Origin of the sequence: Nonomuraea sp. NPDC005692, from assembly GCF_040631115.1 — a bacterium.
GTDB lineage: Bacteria > Actinomycetota > Actinomycetes > Streptosporangiales > Streptosporangiaceae > Nonomuraea.
Window position 1 is genome coordinate 39769 of the sequence record NZ_JBEXYU010000049.1, and the last position, 18047, is coordinate 57815.

At 73.0% G+C, this 18047-nt stretch carries 18 protein-coding genes; 10 read left to right on the forward strand and 8 right to left on the reverse strand.

Translation table 11 applies throughout. From position 1 onward, the window contains the following. The first annotated feature begins 124 nt into the window (after positions 1-124). From ABZ459_RS49170 to ABZ459_RS49180, 3 genes are all read left to right on the forward strand, one after another. A complete protein-coding gene (locus ABZ459_RS49170) occupies positions 125-1537 on the forward strand; it encodes an FAD-dependent oxidoreductase (RefSeq protein ID WP_357987225.1) in 1413 nt (470 codons plus the stop codon). Between the two features lie 364 nt (positions 1538-1901). Next, the gene (locus ABZ459_RS49175; protein WP_357987228.1) at positions 1902-2528 is read left to right on the forward strand and encodes an SMI1/KNR4 family protein; all 627 of its coding nucleotides are present in this window, start codon (positions 1902-1904) and stop codon (positions 2526-2528) included. A 322-nt stretch (positions 2529-2850) separates the two neighbouring features. Then, positions 2851-3579, forward strand: coding sequence for a DUF3152 domain-containing protein (locus ABZ459_RS49180; protein ID WP_357987231.1), 729 nt, complete (start codon positions 2851-2853; stop codon positions 3577-3579). A gap of 13 nt (positions 3580-3592) precedes the next feature. On the opposite strand, the gene ABZ459_RS49185 is transcribed toward ABZ459_RS49180, so the two are convergent. Further along, positions 3593-4219, reverse strand: a complete 627-nt coding sequence (locus ABZ459_RS49185; RefSeq protein WP_357987234.1) for a helix-turn-helix domain-containing protein — start codon at positions 4217-4219, stop codon at positions 3593-3595. Positions 4220-4324: 105 nt separating this feature from the next. On the opposite strand from ABZ459_RS49185, the gene ABZ459_RS49190 reads away from it, so the two are divergent. The 3 genes from ABZ459_RS49190 (at position 4325) to ABZ459_RS49200 (ending at position 7307) form a co-directional block, all read left to right on the forward strand. Further along, positions 4325-5113 (forward strand): SDR family NAD(P)-dependent oxidoreductase, encoded by a 789-nt coding sequence (locus ABZ459_RS49190; protein ID WP_357987237.1) that lies wholly within the window; start codon positions 4325-4327, stop codon positions 5111-5113. Positions 5114-5209: 96 nt separating this feature from the next. After that, the gene (locus ABZ459_RS49195) at positions 5210-6322 is read left to right on the forward strand and encodes an MBL fold metallo-hydrolase (protein WP_357987240.1); all 1113 of its coding nucleotides are present in this window, start codon (positions 5210-5212) and stop codon (positions 6320-6322) included. A gap of 58 nt (positions 6323-6380) precedes the next feature. Next, positions 6381-7307: a pirin family protein gene (locus ABZ459_RS49200; protein WP_357987243.1), complete on the forward strand. Its 927-nt coding sequence runs from the start codon at positions 6381-6383 to the stop codon at positions 7305-7307. Here ABZ459_RS49200 and ABZ459_RS49205 read toward each other — a convergent pair. Together ABZ459_RS49205 and ABZ459_RS49210 are read right to left on the reverse strand one after the other, a co-directional pair. Further along, positions 7304-8299: a hypothetical protein gene (locus tag ABZ459_RS49205; protein WP_357987246.1), complete on the reverse strand. Its 996-nt coding sequence runs from the start codon at positions 8297-8299 to the stop codon at positions 7304-7306. The two genes, ABZ459_RS49200 and ABZ459_RS49205, sit on opposite strands and share 4 nt — an antisense overlap. Positions 8300-8410: 111 nt before the next feature. Beyond that, positions 8411-10117, reverse strand: a complete 1707-nt coding sequence (locus ABZ459_RS49210; RefSeq protein ID WP_357987249.1) for a protein kinase — start codon at positions 10115-10117, stop codon at positions 8411-8413. Between the two features lie 136 nt (positions 10118-10253). Here ABZ459_RS49210 and ABZ459_RS49215 point away from each other — a divergent pair, with 136 nt between their 5' ends. Then, positions 10254-10892 (forward strand): GNAT family N-acetyltransferase, encoded by a 639-nt coding sequence (locus ABZ459_RS49215; RefSeq protein WP_357987252.1) that lies wholly within the window; start codon positions 10254-10256, stop codon positions 10890-10892. A 216-nt stretch (positions 10893-11108) separates the two neighbouring features. Here ABZ459_RS49215 and ABZ459_RS49220 read toward each other — a convergent pair whose 3' ends face one another. From ABZ459_RS49220 to ABZ459_RS49235, 4 genes are all read right to left on the reverse strand, one after another. Next, positions 11109-12173: an NAD(P)-binding domain-containing protein gene (locus ABZ459_RS49220; RefSeq protein ID WP_357987255.1), complete on the reverse strand. Its 1065-nt coding sequence runs from the start codon at positions 12171-12173 to the stop codon at positions 11109-11111. Between the two features lie 92 nt (positions 12174-12265). After that, entirely contained in the window at positions 12266-13039 is a 774-nt protein-coding gene (locus ABZ459_RS49225) for an aminoglycoside phosphotransferase family protein (protein ID WP_357987258.1), read from the reverse strand. Positions 13040-13273: 234 nt separating this feature from the next. After that, positions 13274-14050 carry a hypothetical protein gene (locus tag ABZ459_RS49230; RefSeq protein WP_357987261.1) on the reverse strand — a complete coding sequence of 259 codons (777 nt, stop codon included), beginning with the start codon at positions 14048-14050 and terminating at the stop codon, positions 13274-13276. A 2-nt stretch (positions 14051-14052) separates the two neighbouring features. Further along, a complete protein-coding gene (locus ABZ459_RS49235; protein WP_357987264.1) occupies positions 14053-14820 on the reverse strand; it encodes a hypothetical protein in 768 nt (255 codons plus the stop codon). A 247-nt stretch (positions 14821-15067) separates the two neighbouring features. Between ABZ459_RS49235 and ABZ459_RS49240 the strand changes: the two genes are divergently transcribed. Continuing rightward, the gene (locus ABZ459_RS49240; protein WP_357987267.1) at positions 15068-15418 is read left to right on the forward strand and encodes a hypothetical protein; all 351 of its coding nucleotides are present in this window, start codon (positions 15068-15070) and stop codon (positions 15416-15418) included. 171 nt (positions 15419-15589) lie between these two features. Here ABZ459_RS49240 and ABZ459_RS49245 read toward each other — a convergent pair whose 3' ends face one another. Further along, a complete protein-coding gene (locus tag ABZ459_RS49245) occupies positions 15590-16141 on the reverse strand; it encodes an Lrp/AsnC family transcriptional regulator (RefSeq protein WP_357987270.1) in 552 nt (183 codons plus the stop codon). On the opposite strand from ABZ459_RS49245, the gene ABZ459_RS49250 reads away from it, so the two are divergent. Both ABZ459_RS49250 and ABZ459_RS49255 read left to right on the forward strand, forming a co-directional pair. Then, on the forward strand, positions 16142-16270 hold the full coding sequence (locus tag ABZ459_RS49250) for a hypothetical protein (RefSeq protein ID WP_357987273.1): 129 nt from the start codon (positions 16142-16144) through the stop codon (positions 16268-16270). Positions 16271-16333: 63 nt separating this feature from the next. Continuing rightward, positions 16334-17914 carry an ABC transporter substrate-binding protein gene (locus tag ABZ459_RS49255; protein WP_357987276.1) on the forward strand — a complete coding sequence of 527 codons (1581 nt, stop codon included), beginning with the start codon at positions 16334-16336 and terminating at the stop codon, positions 17912-17914. Positions 17915-18047 lie beyond the last annotated feature (133 nt).

Genomic DNA, 18047 nt, shown 5'->3' on the forward strand with positions numbered 1-18047 from the left:
GCAGACGGTCCTGTAGCAGCGAGCGGTCCCCGTAGCCCCGTGGATGGGCGTGAGGGAGTATCCGGATGGTAAGCGCACGATCCGGTCATCGTCCGAGATCGCTCGCGCCTGCGATCATGTGGGCATGCGTGTTGTGGTGATCGGCAGCGGGATCGTCGGGGCGAGCGCCGCCTACTACCTGAGCGGCCGCGGCGTGGCCGTGACCGTGGTGGACCGCGGCTCCCAGGGCCAGGCGACCCAGGCGGGCGCGGGCATCGTGTGCCCGTGGGTGGACCATCCGGAGGACGACTCCTGGTACCGGCTGACCAGCGAGGGCGCCCGCCACTACCCCAGGCTGGTCGAGGCCCTGGGCGAGGACATCGGTTACGCCAAGGTCGGGGCCCTGCTCGTGGCGGAGGACCCGGTCGACCTCGAACCGGTGCGGGCCCTGCTGCGCCGCCGCTACGCCGACGCGCCCGAGATGGGCGAGGTCACCGACGTGCTCACGCCGTCCGACCTGTTCCCGCCGCTGTCCGACGACCTCAGCGCGCTCCTCGTGCCGGGGGCCGCCCGGGTGGACGGCAGCGCCGTACGCGACGCGCTGCTGCGCGCCGCCGTCGCCCGGGGCGCCGAGGTGCTGCACGGCAGCGCCGTCCTCACCCCCGACGGACAAGTGCGCCTGCACGCCGCCGACGAGGACATCCCGGCGGGGAACGGGCCGCAGTGGGCCCAGCCGGGGCCGGGAGCCGGCGCGGTGAGCGGCCGGACCACCTCCTGGCGCCAGGCCGCTCCCCACGCGCCGGGCGACACGCCGTCCGCCACCGGCGGCCTGACCGAGAGCCCGTTCGAGGCGTCCGACGAGGGACCGGTCGGCGCAGCGGGCGACGCGCCCTTCGGCGGCCCTCCGGACGGCTCCCCCGGCGGCCCCGCCCCGGCCCCCGCGCCCGCCCCGCCCGTGGAGCCGGTCGTGCCCGTCCCACCGGCCGAACCCGCCGCCCCTTTCGTGGCCGAACGCGTGCCCGCCGACGAGGGCGTCCCGCTGGAGGCGGACGTCGTGATCGTGGCGGCCGGGGCGTGGACGGGCGAGGTGTGCCGTCCGCTCGGGGTGGAGCTGCCGGTGTTCCCCCGGCGCGGGCAGATCCTGCACGCCACCCTCGACGGCGTGGACACCGCGTTCTGGCCCATCGTGCTGCCCAGGAGCGGGCCGTACCTGCTGGGGTTCCCCGGCTCGCGGGTGGTGATCGGCGCGACCGTGGAGGACGTCGGGTTCGCGCCCCGGGTCACGATGGGCGGGCTCGAAGAGGTGATCGAGGCGGGGTTGCGGGTGGCGCCCGGCCTGTTCGGGGCGACGGTGTCGGAGACCAGGGTCGGCCTGCGCCCGGTCAACGCCCCCGGCCCCGCGCTCATCGGCCGGCTCACGCCGCGGGTGGTCGTGGCGACGGGGCTGAGCGCGTACGGGCTGACGGCGGGCCCGTTCACCGGCGAACTCGTCGCCAAGCTCGCCCTCGACGAACAACCCCCCATCGACCTCACCCCCTACGCCCCCCGCACCGTCTGACCACCAGCAGGCCCGCCGAAACCGCGGGCCGGCGCGGACCCCCGCGCCGACCAGGCCGGCTGGTGGACGCCCGGCGAAGGTCCCCGCGATGGAGGAAAGGCGTCCATCGGGCGCCGACACCGACGACGCCGCCCCCAGACGGCAGGCCGACCCAGGACGTGAGCGGGGCGTGCCGCGTCCGGATGGCGGGGGTTGGCGGTAGGTCGGCGTAAAAGGCCACGCGGATCGGTGCGGACGGAGGCTGTCCGCGGGCCCGGACAGGAGGTGCCCACTCCGCCGATCGTGGTCATCGGCCACAATCAGGCACCTGACAGTTGATGAGCCACGCCCACATAGCCGTACGATCCCCCGATCAAGGACCGCGATGTCGATACACGAGAGTCTGGCAATCCTTCACCGCGCCGCCGAATCCGGAACGGTCATCATCACGGCGTCGGAACCCGCCTCCGCCGAAGCCGTCCGCAACCGCGAGACTGGGCTGAAGCCCCATTTCGGAACCGTCGACTGGACGGCTCCGCCCAGCTACCGGGCTTTCCTCGCCGAGCACAACACCTTTGCCTGCAAGCGCCGGGACGTCTCGTCCAACGAGTACATCGAGTTCGTCGTCGTCGGTGACGACGCCATCGTCGAGCTGAACTCCGATCTCGTGCACATGCCCGAGGGTGTGGACCGCGGCGACGGCCGGTGGCTGTCCACCAACCACCTGGTCGGCTTCGCCCTCGCGGACGCGGACAACGAGGCGGTCTGGTGCTTCGACGTCACCCAGCCGGACGCGGACGGCGAATACCCGGTCTATTACCACCACTACGACGACCAGGAAGGGCGCGCACGCTACGTCGAGGACGGGAGCTGGGAGGACCCGGACAACTCCACCCCGGACTTCCCCACGTTCGCCGCCTGGCTGGACGCGATGACCACCGCGTTCACCGCGCCCGAGCCACTGAGCTGGTTCGCGGAGCTGGGCTCTCCGGGCTTCCACCCGGGGTCGTAGGAGACCGTACGGGCAGGGCGCGGTCATGGCCGGCGATTCGCGCCGCTCGCAGCAGCGGGCGTCCGCTGGCAGGAGTGGGTGCGTCCGACGTGCCAGGTAACGCCCGGCCGCCACTCCACCTCCGGGAGCCTTGGTGAGGGAGCCGTCCACGGCGATCTCGTCGAGGTACAGATGGTGTCGGCGATCGCCTCGTAAGAACAGCCGAGGCGCGGCAGTCGCGCGCCTGTCCGCGCGACCCCTTGGCCAGACCCCGGCATGATCCAGGCGACACTGCGCGGATATGGTGGATTTCTCCCCACCGTGATCTCGTGGGGAGGCCGCGTTGCCGCTGTTCGCGCTGCTGATCATCCTGCTGCTGGCCGCCGGATGCGCCTCCGCCCCGGAACGAACGGAAGGGCCCGAGCCCCCCACTCAACGGGCCGCTCCCGCCGCCACACCTCCGCCGCTCCCCTCGGTCCCCGCGCCGATCCCCCTTCCCGCCGAGCACGTCAAGGTGCCGTACGCCGCCTCGGGCTCGTACGCCGTGGTGCCCGGCGGCGCGCCCGCCCGGCCGGGAGAGGGCGAGGTGGTGCGGTACCTGGTGGAGGTCGAACGCGGCCTGCCGATCGACGGGCCCGTGTTCGCGGCCGCCGTGCACCGGACACTCAACGACCCGCGCGGATGGGCCCGCTTCCAGCGCGTCGACCACGGCCCGGTACGGGTGCGGGTGGCACTGTCCAGCCCGGGGCTGACCGTCCGCCAGTGCCTGCCGTTGCGCACCGGCGGCACGTTGTCATGTTGGAACGGGACGCGCTCGGTCATCAACGCGCTCCGCTGGGCCGACGGCGTCCCGCAGTACGACGGCGACCTGGCCGCCTACCGCGACTACCTCATCAGCCACGAGGTCGGCCACAGCCTGGGGCACGGCCATCGCGCCTGCCCGGGCCCCGGCCTGCCGGCTCCGGTGATGGTCCAGCAGTCGAAGTCGCTGGGCCGCTGCCGTCCGAACCCGTGGCCCCACCCGGAACGCCGCCCGGACGAGCGCCGCGACGCCCTGGCCCGCAACCCCTGACCGAACGAACCTCCTACTCCGAAGGGCTCGGGGAGGCGGGCGGGGCGGCGGGAGGGCTCGGGGTGGGGGGAAGGCCGTGGCCCGGGCCCACGCCGCGCAGCAAGGTGTCCACCAGCCGGCCCGCCAGCGCCTCCGGCTCGCCGTCGCGGCTCTGTGCCGCCTCGTGGATCAGCGCGTAGTACACCCGCCGGGCCCACTCCGGCTCCACGTCCTCCCGCAGCACCCCGGCCACCCGCGCCTGCCGGAACAGCTGGTCGCACCTCGCCTCGACCTCGGAGTGCACCTGGGCCACCTCGGCCCCCGCCGACGGCCCGCGGCTCATCGCGAACCCCCAGTCGATCTTCACCCGCAGCACGTTGGCCGTCACCTGGTAGAGCGCGACCAGGGGCGGCGCCTGTTCGGGACGGGCGGCGTCCACGGCGGCGGCGAACTGCCGGGTGGCCCACTCGGTCATCGCCTCCACCAGCGCCTCCCTGGAGGCGAAGCGCCGGTGGACGGTCGTGCGCGCCACCCCGGCCGCCTCGGCGATCTGCTCCATGCTGGCCGCCGGGTTCCTGCTGAGCACCCGTTCGGCGGCCTCCAGGATCGTCCGGACGGTCCGCTCCGCGTCGGACCGCAGGGCCCGCGTCGTCCCACTCACACCCCAGAGGGTACATGACAGTACCCGTTCAAGACGGAGTTGCGTCATCAGTGTTGCAAGTTCTAGAGTCATCGCATCACCACTGATGCAAGAAGGGCGATTCACATGGACATGCGACTCACCGGCAAGACCGCCGTCGTCACCGGCGCGAGCAGGGGGCTGGGGCTGGCGATCGTCGAGGCGCTGACGGCGGAGGGCATGCGGGTCGTGGCCGCGGCCCGTACGATCTCCCCCGAGCTGGAGCGCACCGGCGCGATCACCGTGCCCGCCGACCTGTCCACCGCGGCGGGCCCGGTGGAGCTGGCCGAACGCGCGCTGGCCGAGCTGGGCGAGATCGATCTCCTGGTCAACAACGTGGGCGGCGGCGACGGCGGCGAGGGGCAGCTCAACGGCTTCCTCGGCTTCGACGACGACGCCTGGCGCCAGTCGTACGACCTGAACTTCCTCAGCGCCGTGCGGGCCACCAGGGCCGCGATGCCCAGCCTGTTGCGGCGCGGCGGCACTGTGATCAACATCTCGTCCAACGGCGCCCGCGTGCCGCACATGGGTCCGGTCGTCTACACCACCGCCAAGGCCGCGCTGACGGCGTTCGGCAAGGCCCTGGCCGAGGAGTTCGGCCCGCAAGGGGTGCGCGTCGCCACCATCTCCCCCGGCGCCGCGCGCACCTCGCTGTGGGAGGCCCCCGACGGGTACGGCGCCGCCCTGGCGGCCTCGCTCGGCATGGAGCACGAGCAGTTGCTCGCGGGGCTGCCGTCGGTCACCGGAATGACGACCGGTAGGTTCGTCGAACCGGAAGAAGTCGCCTCCCTGGTGACGTACCTGGCCTCGCCGCACGCCGCGAGCGTGAACGGCGCCGACTACGTCATCGACGGCGGAGCGATCAAGACGGTATGAACTATCGCGATATATCGTAGAACGGGAACACCGGGGAATCCCGCCCGGTTGGGCGGGATGGACATCATCTCCAGGGGAGTGTGGGCAATGGCAGGAATGCGGACCGCACGGCGGATCCTTGCGGGCGGCGCGCTCGCCGCCGCGGCCGGGTGGGCGTTGCGCGGGATACCGGCCGAGCTGGGCGTGCGACCTTTGACGTCAGGGCCGGACCGGGTGGGCAGGATGCGGCGTTCGCCGCAGTTCAGGGGCGACACGTTCGTCAACCCCATGTCCGAGCCGACCGCCCTGATGACCACGCCCCCCGTGGGCCTGCTGGCCGAGATGGCCAGGAACAAGGAGCAACGACATCCGGCCGGGCCCATCCCGCTGCGCCTTCCGCCGTCCGGCCCGCCGCCGGCCGACGGCCTGCGCGCGGTCTGGTACGGCCACGCCTCCACCCTGGTGGAGATCGAGGGCAGGCGGGTGCTGTTCGACCCGGTGTGGAGCAACCGGGTCTCCCCCTCCCAGCTCGTCGGCCCCAAGCGGCACCACCCGCTGCCGCTGGACATCGGCGACCTGCCGCAGGTCGACGCGATCGCGATCTCGCACGACCACTATGACCACCTCGACATGGCCACCGTGCGCTCGCTCACGCGCACCCAGAAGGCGCCGTTCCTGGTCCCGCTGGGCATCGGCGCGCACCTGGAGCGGTGGGGCGTGCCGCTGTACCGGATCATCGAGCTCGACTGGGACGAAGAGGCCGAGGTGGCGGGCCTGCGCTTCGTCGCCACCGCCGCCCGGCACTTCTCGGGGCGGGCCTTCACCAGGAACGACACCCTGTGGGGCTCGTGGGTGGTGGCCGGGGCGAGCAAGCGGGTGTTCTACGCCGGCGACTCAGGATACTTCCAGGGCTACCGGGGCATCGGGGCCACGCACGGGCCGTTCGACCTGACGTTGATGCCGATCGGCGCCTACAGCCCGGCCTGGCCCGACATCCACATGAACCCGGAGGAGGCCGTCAACGCCCACCTCGACCTCGGCGGCAAGCTGCTGCTGCCGGTCCACTGGGCGACGTTCACGCTGGCGCTGCACCCGTGGGCCGAGCCGGTCGACCGGCTGTGGCGGGAGGCGAAGGCGCGCGACGTCGAGATCGTGGTGCCCCGGCCGGGCGAGGGCGTGGACGTGACCGCCGTCCAGTCCGTCGACGGCTGGTGGGAGACCCTGGGATAGCCGTCACGTCCGAAAGACGCCGGATGTGGGGGGTCGTACGGCCCCCTACAGTCATGGGGTGAGCAACATGGAACGTGACCCCCGCGAACTCCGCTGCGCCGCCGACGCCGGCGACCGGAGCGAGGTGCTGACCGGACGCGAGGTGCCGCTGGGCGGCCCGCGCGCGATGCGGGTGAGCAGGACGCTGCCCGGCGTGCACCGCCGGATGGTCGGCGCCTGGTGCTTCGTCGACGCCTACGGCCCCGAGCCGGCGCTGATGCGCGTGCCGCCCCACCCGCACACCGGCCTGCAGACGGTGACCTGGCTGGTCGCGGGCGAGGTGCTCCACCGCGACAGCGTCGGCAGCCTGAGCCGGGTGCGCCCCGGCCGGCTCAACCTGATGACGGCCGGGCGCGGCATCTCCCACTCGGAGGAGTCGCCCGGCACGACGCTGCACGGCGTCCAGCTCTGGGTGGCCCTGCCGGAGGCCCACCGGCGCACGGCCCCCGCCTTCGAGCACCACGCCACCCTGCCCGTGTTGTCCGGCCCCGGCTTCGACGCCACCGTGATCATGGGCACGCTCGGCGGCGTGACCTCGCCCGCCACCACCTACACCCCTCTGGTGGGCGCCGAGGTGACGGTCGACGGCGCGGGCGAGGTGCCGCTCGACCCCGCCTTCGAGCACGGGCTGCTGCTGCTCGACGGCGAGGTCGAGCAGGCCGTGCCGGGGGCGCTGCGCTACCTGCCGCCGGGCCCCGAGACGTTGCGGCTGTCGGGGCGCGGGCGGGTGCTGCTGATCGGCGGCGAGCCGTTCGGCGAGGAGATCGTCATGTGGTGGAACTTCGTGGGGCGCTCCCACGAGGAGATCGCCGCCTTCCGGAAGGAGTGGGCGGAGGGCGAGGGCTTCGGCGCCGTCGAGGGCTTCGACGGCGAGCCGCTGCCCGCCCCGGCGCTGCCCTCCATCCGCCTGAAGCCGCGCGGGCGGGTACGCCCCGGAGCGAGCTAGTAGACCGAGATGTGCGGATGGTCGAAGTGGTTGGCCGTCGTGCCGCCGCGGTTGGACATCGTCCGCCAGGTGCCCGTCCTGGCGTGCCAGATGCGCTGGCGGTAGATGATGTACATGATCCCGAGGCGCCGGGAGTTCTTGATGGCCCAGTCGGCGATCTCGTAGCCGCGCTTGACCTCGGCCGCCGACGGCATCGCGCCGCCGTGGCTGAGCATGAAGTCGCAGGCCCGGCCGAGCGGGTGCTCGCCGCCGTCCTGGATCGTCCGGAAGCAGCCGATCCCGTACGGCACCACGAACCGTTCCTTGATCAGCGTCTTGACCAGGCGCATGCGGGGCGTGATGTTCTCGGAGCCGTCCGGGAGCTGCGGCACCCACGTGCCGTCCGGGCGGCGCACGCCCGGGGCCGTGTAGAGCTTGTCGATCCGGTCCCTGATCTTCTCGATCAGCTTCTCGGCCTTCTCCTTGCGCCGCTCCAGGTCGGACACCGCGGTCCCGAGCTCCTCGGCGCGGGCGGCGGCCTCCTGCTCGGCCTTGCGGCGCTCGTCCCTGACCTTGGCGTAGCCGCGCAGCCGGGCGTCCTGGACGTCGATGAGGTGACGGCTGAGCGCCAGGCGGCTCAGCAGCGCGTCCGGGTTCTGGCTGCCGGCGAACAGGGCGATCTGGTTGGGTTCGCCGCCGATGTACTGGGCCACGGCCAGCGTCCTGAGCTGGAGGGACTCCCGGTCGTAGACCTCCTGGGCGGCGGCCAGCCGCTCGCGCGCGCTCTTCTCCGTCTTCTCGGCCTGCTGCTGGGCGCGGCGGCTGTTGTAGTACTCCTCGATGAGCCGGTCCGACTCCTTGCTCAGCGCGGCCAGCTCCTTCTTGAGCTGCTTCACCGAGGGCTTGGGGGCCGTGTGCCCGGCTGAGGCGTTGCCCGCCATCAGCAGCAGCCCGGCGAGTACGGCGACCACGGCCCGCGCCACGTGGCCCACGGCGGGGGAGGCGACCGCCACTGTCCTCCTTAGCCTGAGCCGCAGGGCAGGGTCCGGTCAGGAGCTAATCAGAGTCCGGGACGCCCTCTTTCCGACGCTGATAGTAGGGGATCAAGCCTCATTCCCCGCAACTCATGACTTTTCCTGACTGCGTGATTTTCGTGCGCGTCTGACCGCGATACGCCCTCCGAGCAGGGCAGACCCGGGCACCACGAGCATGCCGAGCAGGCTGGAGCCCAGCCCGACGTCGAGGTCGGCGTCCAGCAGCCCGCCCCCGCCGCGGCCGAGCAGCGACCCGCCGAGCGACAACCCGACCGAGACGGACAGGAGCGGTTCGTGGCTCTTGGCGGGCGGCTTGGCGGAGGGCTCAGGAGCGGGGGCGCTCGTGGCGGGCGGCCTGGGAACCGGGCCGCCGGTGGCGGACTGCCGGGTGGACGGCGGCGACGACCGCGTGGGCGGCGGCTCCGAAGGCGGCTCCGACTTCGGCGGCCCGGACTTCGGCGGCCCCGACTCCGACGGCCCGCTGGTCGGCCTCGGCGGCCGGCTGTTCGAGGCCCTCGTGGCGGGCGGCGCCGGAGGCGCGGACGACGCGGGCCCCGCGGTCGGCACGGTCGCCGCGGTCGGCACGGTCGGATGCCCGCTGGGCCCGGCGGTGGCCGTCGCGGGCGGCGAGACCGTCCAGGACCCGCTCGGCACGGGCAGCACCGGATCCGGCGAGACGGGCGGCGTCGTGAACGAGCTCCCCATGGACTCCGGCGGCATCGCGGTGCCGCTGTCGAGCGAGGGCGAGCCGCTCCAGATCACGAACGTCGACGCCACCGCCGCCGCCGTCGCCAGCACCAGCCCGCCGGTCACCGCGAGCTTGGCCGGCGCCCCCAACGAGCTGCGCACCACGCTGGTGCCAGTCGCGGCGCCGTTCTCCGCACCGCTCCCCCCGATGATCCCTCCGCCGAGGCCCTCGACCATCCCCCCGCCGGTCCCGGCCGACGGCAGCAGCGCGGCGAACGGCATCGCCAGCACGGCCAGGCCGGACCGCCCGCGCAGCTCCCATCCCGCGCCGTACGTCCCGCGCGCCACCTCCTCCAGCTCGGCGAGGAACGCCTCGGCCGAGGCAGGCCGGTGGGCGGGGTCCTTGGCCAGGCCGTGCTCGACGAGCCCGCGCAGGCGTCCGTCCACGTGCTCCAGCGGGGGCGGCATGTGCTGGTGCTGGAAGGCCAGGGCGGCCAGGTTCGCGGCGGTGAACGGGCGGCGGCCGGTGAGGCATTCGTAGAACACCAGGGCGGCGGCGTACACGTCGCAGGCCGGGCCGGCCGGGGCGTCCTCCCACTGCTCGGGGGACATGTAGGCGGGGGTGCCGGCCAGGGCGCCGGTCTCGCCGAACCGGGCCGCGACGCCGAAGTCGACCAGCTTGCTGTCGCCGTCCGGGGTGATGATGACGTTCTCGGGCTTGAAGTCGCGGTGCGCCACCCCGCGCCGGTGCGCCTCGGCGAGGCCGAGCAGGGCCCCCTTCAGCAGGGTGAGCGCGGCCTCCACGCCGGTGCCGCCCTCGGCGGCGATCAGGCGGCGCAGCGTGACGCCGTCGACCAGCTCCATCACGATGACGGACGTGTCCCCGGCCTCGACGTAGTCCAGCAGGCGGGCGGTGTGGGGGCTGTCGATCTCGCCGATGACCCCGGCCTCGGCGCGGAAGCGGGCGGCGAACTCGCCGTCCGCGCGCAGGGCTTCGGACAGGTGCTTGATCGCGACCGGTAAGCCGTCGGAGTCGCGTACGGCGAGCATGACGCGGCCGGTTCCTCCGTGACCGAGTTCCCGGATCTCCGTGTAACCGGGAACAGCCATGTCGGGCCCTCCTGACCGGATAAAGATCCTTATGTCAGGACGCTAGCCGAAGGTAACACGCCGTGTCGAGCCCCTTCGCAGGAGTAACCGACCCCCTGTCGCAATCGGTATTTTTCCTACTTCCTATAGTAGGTCCGTGGCTCTCACCGATCATCTGCGCGAATGGCTCGGGGCCTGGCCGCCCACGGGAAACCTCGACGTCACGGGCTCGCCGCTGCGTACGCTGCCCGCCTGGGATGGCCGCGTGCACCCGGCCATCGGCGTCGGCACCCCGGAGGGGGCGATGTTGTCGGTGCCGCCCGAGCACGTCGCGCGGGTGCGCGCCGCGCGGACGGTCCGGGAGATCCCCGAGCTGATCGGATATGGGGATCGCGGCTGGTTCGACGCCGTCTTCCGGTGGACCACCGAGCCCGCGTCCCTGCCCGACGCCGGTGAGTGGGTGCCCGCGACGGACGACGCCGTGCCCGGATGGCTGCGCGTGTTCGGCGGCGAGGTGCTGGTGGCCGTGGATCCCGAGACCGGCGAACACCTGGCCGGAGTGGGCATCAAGCGGCACGACCGCTTCGGACGGGAGCTGTCGGTGGTGACCGCGCCCGAGGCCCGGGGACGCGGCCTGGCCAGACGGCTGGTGGCGCAGGCGGCGCGGCGGGTGCTGGACGAGGGGGCGGTGCCGACGTACATGCACGCGGTCAGCAACACCGCCTCGGCCGCCGTCGCCAAGGCGGCAGGCTTCCCCGACCTCGGCTGGACCGCCTTCGGCGTCGCCGAGAACTGACCCCCCGCGCAGGACCGGGCCCGGACCCGGCAAAACGGGCCCAGCCCACCACACACCGGACCAGGCCACCGGACGCGCAGTCGGGTGACACGCCGCAAGGGCACACAGCCCGAACCGCCGGAAACGAAGTGAGGCCGTGGGAAGGGCCGGACGCGGGGCCAGGCGGCCCGGTCCGCTGGACGCGAGGCCAGGCCGCGGAAAGGGCCGGTCGCGAGGTCAGGCGGCCCGGACCGCCGGGCGTGGGGTCAGGAGGGCACGGATGTTGCCGGCGGCGGTGCGGCCCGCGCGGTTGGCGCCGACCGTGCTGGCCGAGGGCCCGTAACCGACGAGTTGCAGCCGCGGCTCCCGGACGACCCGCGTCCCGTCCACCTTGATGCCGCCGCCCGGCTCACGCAGGCGCAGCGGCGCGAGGTGGTCGAGCGCCGACCGGAAGCCGGTGGCCCACACGACGACGTCCGCCGCGGTCTGCCGCCCGTCGGCCCATTCCACGCCGTACGGGGTGAGGCGGCGGAACATCGGCAGCCGCTCCAGCGCCCCCTTGGCCATCGCCTCCCGCACGACGACGCTGTACCCGAGCCCGGTGACGCTGACCACGCTCTGCGGCGGCAACCCGGCCCGCACCCGCGCCTCCACCAGGGCGACGGCCTCACGCCGGGCGTCCTCGCCGAAGTCGTCGCCCCGGAAGACGGGCGGACGCCGGGTGACCCAGACGGTGCCGGCGGCGACACCGGCCACCTCCGACAAGACGTGCATCGCCGAGGCACCACCCCCGACCACGACCACCCGCCGACCGGCGAACGCCGCCGGCCCCCGATACCCCGCGTAGTGAAGCTGCTCGCCCAGGAAGCCGGCCGCCCCCGGGTAGTACGGCCAGTACGGACGGGTCCAGGTGCCGGTCGCGTTGACCACGGCCCTGGCTGCCCACTCCCCCACGTCCGCCGCCACGACCAGCCGTCCGTCCTCCCCCTCCCGGACGGCCGTCACCTTGACCGGCCGCAGGACCTCCAGCCCCACCCGCCGCTCGTAGTCGCCGTAGTACTCCGGGACGACCTCCGCCGCGGGCCGGTCACCGGCCGCCTCCACCCCGTCCGGCACGCCGGGCAGGTCGAAGATCCCGTGCACCTTGTCCATGGTCAGCGACGGCGACCGATGCCGCCACGCGCCTCCGGGCCCCGCGGCCGCGTCGAGCACGATCGTCCCGATCCCGAACCGCCGCAGGAAGTACGCGCTGGACAGCCCCGCCTGCCCAGCCCCGATCACCACAACCTCGGTCGTCTCCACGGTCGAGTGCAACCCCGCGCGCCCGCCCGCTCTTCCCACCCGGCCGGTCCGGGCGGCGAGGCCCGCCGTTCCCATGGCGAGGCCCGGCCGGGTCACGCGGGTGGCGGCTCGGTCAGGGCCGCCGCGAACAGGGCGCGGTGGCACAGGACGTGCTCGCGGTCGGCGTCGTACAGCGCGTCGTCGCCGCGGGCGATGTGCGCGGCGAAGGCCCGGTCCCCGGCCGCCGCGCGTTCGCGCATGTGCCGTACGAGGTGCGCCAGCCGGTCGGCGGCCGTGGCGGGCAGCGCCGGACGGTCACCTTCGGCCAGGCCGTAGGCGTCGGCGAACAGCCGCAGCCTGCGTGCCTGCTCCTCCACCGGACCAGCCCCGTCGTGGCGGGGATCGCTCAGCGGGACGAACCGGTAGGCGGCGTAGGCGACGTCCCACATGCGCGGCCCCGGGTGGGCGGTGTCGAAGTCGATCAGGGCCACCGGCCGCCCGTCGCGGAACACGCAGTTGTACGGCGCGACGTCCCCATGGCAGATGACCTCGGCGGGTTCACGCGGCGGGAAATACCAGGCGGCCCCGGCGTCGGGCGGGAACCCGTCGGTGGCGTCGTGGTAGCGGCGCAGCAGCCGGGCGACGTCGCGCAGGGCCCGGTCGGAACGGGCGTACGCGGGCAACGGATGATCGGGCACCTCGCCGGGGACGAAGTCGAGCACCTCCCGGCCCTGGGCGTCGATCCCGTGCCCGGCCGGCGCGCCCGTGAAGCCGCGGGCGGCCAGGTGGGCGAGCAGCGCGTGCACGGACGGCGTCCACGGGCCGGTCGGGCGGCGCACGGTGGCACCGACCCGCACCACCTGGTTGACGCCGCCCCCGGTCAGCAACTCCCCGTCACAACCCCCCCGGTCAGCAACTCCCCGTCACAACCACCCCCGGTGAGCAACCCCTCGTCAGGGCCGCCACCGGTCACCCGCTCCCGGTCACCGCCACCACCGGTCAGCGACTCCCCGCCACAACCGCCCCCGGTGGGCGGTTCCTCGTCACGCTCGGACACACCGCCATCCTCGCATCCCGGCGCGCACCGGCCACCGCCGTCGAGCCCGACCCCGCCGGAGGCGTCAGCGGACCCTGAACGCGACCGCGGTCGTGGAGGCGATCGCCGTCACCAGGACCACCATGACCAGGACGGTGCCGAGCGGGTTCTTGCGCCTCGGCGGCGCCTGAACCTGCTTGACCCGCTTGCGCACCGCGACCGTCGGGGTGGGCTTGGGCGTCGGCCTGACCTCCTGGACGGGCACCCGCACCGGAGGTGCCACGCGCACCGGCCGGGGCGTGGGACGGTGCACCGGCCTCCGCGTGTGCGGCGGAGCGGGCGTCAGCGTGGGGCGCGGTGTCGGCCGCGGCGACGAGCGAGGCGGCGGAGGCGGAGGCGGCGGGGACGGGCGGACGTGGCAGTCGCCCACCTCGACGCTGCCGCTCGGCCCGTACACGCACACCGAGTCAGGGCCGATCGACACGCGCGGCACGGGGACGCCCGTCCGCGGCGCCCGCCCGCCGGGCCGCATGGACACCGACGCCCGCGGCTCCGGGTCGTCCCAGATCTGCGCGCCCGGCACCGACACGCGCGGCCCCGGGTCGTCCCAGATCTGCGCGCCCGGCACCGACACGCGCGGCCCCGGATCGTCCCAGATCTGCGCACCCGGCACCGACACCACCGGCCCGCCACGGCCGTCGCTCCCCGGCCTCCCGTGGATCGTGATCCCCGGGCTCGGGAGTTGCGACGGACGTGCGCGCATGCCGGACGCCGGGGATTGCAGGTCGGCCGCCGCCGGACCGGCCGCGCTCGCGGCGAGCAGAGCGGCGGCCAGCAGCAGCGGCGCGCGCCTGGCGCCCACGGTCACATTCCCCCGGCGATGCGGGAGAACTCCTGCAGCGCGCCCTGGAACGCCTGCGGCCCGACCGCCAGCGGCCCGGCGAAGGCGTGGGAGATGTCCCAGGTCAGATAGGTGCCGAAGCCGAGCATCGCGGCCATCGCGAGCAGCGGCAGGAACGCCAGGCCGCGTGGCCGCGCGCCGGCCAGGTAGGGGAAGACGACGACCAGCAGACCGGTGAGCACGGTCAGGAACAGCAGCCCCTGGGGCGGGGTGGCGGCGGCGTCCATCGAGCGCTGCGAACGGGCGGAGGCGATCGCGGCGACGCGTTCGAGCACGGTGTCGCGGGCGTCCTTGTCGTCGTCGGTCTTGGCGGCGACGGCGCTCACCCGGCTGCGCATGGCGTCGAGCCGGGCGGCGCCGACCGGGTCCATCCGGCCCTCGGCCATCAGCGGCCACTCGTCTCTGACCACGAAGGTGATGTAGTCGCGCAGCGCGGTGCGGACCGTCTGCTGAGCCGTGCCGGGCAGGTCGGCCGCGGCCCAGTAGGCGTCGATCGCGGCCTGGCTCTCGGCTTGGGCGTTCTGGCGGGCGGCGTCGGCGGTGGTCCACGGCACGATGATCGCGATCGCGAACACCAGCAGGAACAGGGCCGACAACATCGACCCGGCGTGACCGGCCGAGACCCCGTCGGGCTCGGCGTCCTCGCTGCCCTTCTTCGTGAGCCGGAACACCAGCGCGGTGAGCGCCACCACGCCCACGGCCGCCACGATCGAGAGCGTGTACGCCAGCATGAAGATCTCCCAAATCTTCTCGAATACACAGTGTTACATGACTATCACACTATGCAACGCTGGTGTCAGCTACCGGCAGGTAAAGTCGCGGGCGAGCGTGTCGGGCGCCGCCGGGCGGCGCCGGAGGCCGAGAACCTGCTCGCGCGGGGGTCCGGGGCGGCGCCGCCGCTGGACGGATCGTTGATCATGACCGGGCGTTCTGACCAAACGTCCAGCCGGTCGGTGATGATCCAGAAAAATGGTGACTATGGACGGCGTGAATCTCAACGGCCGTAAATTCGTGATGGTGAGCTCGACGGCGAGCGCGGTGGACCCCGACAGCCCGACGGAGTTCCTGTACTGGGAGGCCGACGGCGTGGTGTGGGGCAGCTACACGGGCGACACCGTGACCCACGGCCGCTTCGTCGGGACGCGCGACGGCGCCGACGTCTCCATCTCCTACGCCCATGCGCTCAAGGCGGGCGGCAAGGCGGGCGGCCAGAGCAGCAGCCGAGTCGAGCGGGGCGAGGACGGGCTGCTGCGCCTGGTCGAGGAGTTCCGCTTCGACGGCGACGACACGCTGCACGTCAGCGTGTGCGCCGAGGTCCCGGCCCCCTGACCGGCCACTGACGGGCGGCCCTCCGACAGAGGGCCGGCCGGGAGCAGGCCGGGAGCAGGCGACGCACCGGCCGCCCCGGCGAGGGGGCGGCGCCCAACCGTCCTCGCGCAGCCCGATGGCCAACCGTCCTTGCGCAGGCCGGTGGCTAGCCGTCCTTGCGCAGGGCGGTGGCTAGCCGTCCTTGCGCAGGGCGGCGCGTCCTTCGGCGGCGCCGACGAAGCGCATCTTGCCGAGCGGCACGTCCCCTTGCGTCTCCTGGGGTGTCCGCCGCGCGGGACGGGAGGCGTCCCGGTCGGACGGCAGCACGTACGGCCGCCTGAGCACTTCGTCCAGGATGAACACGGTCTCGGTGGCCTTGACCGCCGGGATGTTGGCCAGGCGGTCGGTCACCATGGTGTGCACGGCGGCCACGTCGGAGACCCGTACCTGGATCATGGCGTCGTGCTGGCCGGTGGTGATCGCGCAGTACTCGACCTCGGGCATCCGGGCCAGTTCGGCCCTGAACTGCTTCCACATCTGCTGGCGCACGGTCACGAAGATCAGCGCGGTGATGCCGAGCCCGGCGCGCACGTGGTCGATCTCCGCGGTGAAGCGCTTGATCGCGCCGTCGGCGCGCAGCGCCTCGAAGCGCGTGTAGGCGTTCGCGCGGGAGATGCCCACCCGTTCGGCCAGCGCGGCGACCGAGATCCTGCCGTTCTCGCGCAGGACCTCAAGGATCTTCATGTGGACGTCGTCCAGCTCGAGACCGATGCCGATCCGTCCAGGCTGACCGCTGCCGCTGGCACCATTTCTGGAAATATCACTCATCATTACACCTCGACCATTTATATCCGTCTCACGGACCGCACATGACCTGGACGTTCTGCCGGACAATCCTCGACATCCTTCTCCCGAACGTCCAATTTGGAGGACCCCATGGCGAACCGCTCGCAGACGGCGGCAGTGCTGCTCGCCGGTGCGCTCGCCCTCGCCGCCTGCGGAAGCGGCGGCACCTCGCAGACCCCGGCGGCCTCCGGTGGCGGTGGGAAGACGCTCGTCATCGACACGTCGTTCGACCTCAAGACGGCCGACCCCGGCCGCACCTACGAGCCGACCGGGCTCATCGTCGGCAAGGCCGTCTACGAGACGCTGCTGACCTTCGACGGTTCCGACGTGACCAAGCCGGTCCCGGCGCTGGCCGAGTCCTACGAGCTGAGCGAGGACGGCAAGACGCTGACGCTCAAGCTCAAGAAGGGCCCCACCTTCGCCGACGGCTCGCCGATCACCGCCGACGACGTGGTGTTCTCGCTCAACCGCGTGCGTGACATGAAGGGCACCCCGTCGTTCCTGCTGGACGGCGTCGAGGTGGCCAAGACCGACGACTCGACGATCACGCTGACGTCGAAGGCGCCGAACCCGGCGCTGCCCTACATCCTGCCGAACCCGGCGCTGGGCATCCTCAACAGCAAGGTCGCCAAGGAGCACGGCGCGACGGCCGACGCCCAGGACAAGGCCGAGCAGTACCTGAACGCCTCCTCGGCGGGGTCCGGCCCGTACACGATCGAGTCGTTCAACGTGAGCAGCCAGGTCACGCTCAAGGCGAACCCCAAGTACTACGGCACCAAGCCGGCCTACGACAAGGTCGTCATCCGCAACGTCGAGGCCGCCACGCAGAAGCTCAACGTGCAGCGCGGCGACAGCCAGGTGGCGCTGAACCTGTCCGGTGACCAGGTCACCAACATGCCCTCCACCCTGCAGGTGAAGAAGACCGCCTCGGCGAACGTCATCTTCCTGCTGGCCAACCAGGACTCGGGCGTCAGCAAGACCACGCCGAACGCCAAGTTCGTCGAGGCCGTGCGCAAGGGCGTGGACTACGCGGGCCTGCTGGAGCTGGCCGGCGAGGGTTCGACGCAGGCGCCGGGCGTGATCCCGTCGCAGCTGCTCGGCGCGCTGCCGCCCGAGCAGGCCCCCAAGCGGGACGTCGAGGGCGCCAAGGCGGCCCTGGCGGCCAGCGGCGTGTCGAACCCGACCGTCAAGCTGGAGTTCCCGAGCGAGCTGACCGTCAACGGCCTGTCGTTCCAGCCGCTGGCCGAGCGCGTCCAGGCCAACCTCAAGGAGGTCGGCATCACGGTGGACCTCCAGCCCGCGCCGGTGACGACCGCGCTGGACAACTACCGCAACGGCAAGGAGGAGATGGGCCTGTGGTACTGGGGCCCCGACTACCCGGACCCGAGCGACTACCTGGCCTTCGCGCCCGGCAAGACCGTGGGCCTGCGGGCCGGCTGGAAGGAAGGCGCGGCCAAGGAGATCGAGGCGGCCACTGACAAGGCCGCGACCGCGATCGGCGACGAGGCGCGCAAGGCGGCCTACGCCGACCTGCAGACCAAGCTCAACACCTCCGGTCCGTTCGTGCCGCTGATCCAGCCGAGCCAGAACATCGTGTCGGCCGCGTCCGTGACGGGCCTGGAGTACCACCCGGTTTGGACCGTGGACGTCGCCGACCTCGGCGCGAAGTAAGGAGACCGGCAGGTGTCCGACAACCCGGGCGCGGCGGGCTCGCCGCCGCGCCCCGGCGCCGGCTCCCCGGTCGAGGCGGCCGCATCGGAAGAGCACACGACTTAACACCACTCAAACCCACTCGTATCGAGTA

What these genes read in the sequence shown, in the direction of transcription:
- ABZ459_RS49170 (WP_357987225.1), top strand. Translation starts at nt 125, where the DNA reads ATGCGTGTTGTGGTGATCGGCAGCGGGATCGTCGGGGCGAGCGCCGCC.
- ABZ459_RS49175 (WP_357987228.1), top strand. Translation starts at nt 1,902, where the DNA reads ATGTCGATACACGAGAGTCTGGCAATCCTTCACCGCGCCGCCGAATCC.
- ABZ459_RS49190 (WP_357987237.1), top strand. Translation starts at nt 4,325, where the DNA reads ATGGACATGCGACTCACCGGCAAGACCGCCGTCGTCACCGGCGCGAGC.
- ABZ459_RS49195 (WP_357987240.1), top strand. Translation starts at nt 5,210, where the DNA reads ATGCGGACCGCACGGCGGATCCTTGCGGGCGGCGCGCTCGCCGCCGCG.
- ABZ459_RS49210 (WP_357987249.1), bottom strand. Translation starts at nt 10,117, where the DNA reads ATGGCTGTTCCCGGTTACACGGAGATCCGGGAACTCGGTCACGGAGGA.
- ABZ459_RS49235 (WP_357987264.1), bottom strand. Translation starts at nt 14,820, where the DNA reads ATGCTGGCGTACACGCTCTCGATCGTGGCGGCCGTGGGCGTGGTGGCG.
- ABZ459_RS49240 (WP_357987267.1), top strand. Translation starts at nt 15,068, where the DNA reads ATGGACGGCGTGAATCTCAACGGCCGTAAATTCGTGATGGTGAGCTCG.
- ABZ459_RS49245 (WP_357987270.1), bottom strand. Translation starts at nt 16,141, where the DNA reads ATGAAGATCCTTGAGGTCCTGCGCGAGAACGGCAGGATCTCGGTCGCC.
- ABZ459_RS49255 (WP_357987276.1), top strand. Translation starts at nt 16,334, where the DNA reads ATGGCGAACCGCTCGCAGACGGCGGCAGTGCTGCTCGCCGGTGCGCTC.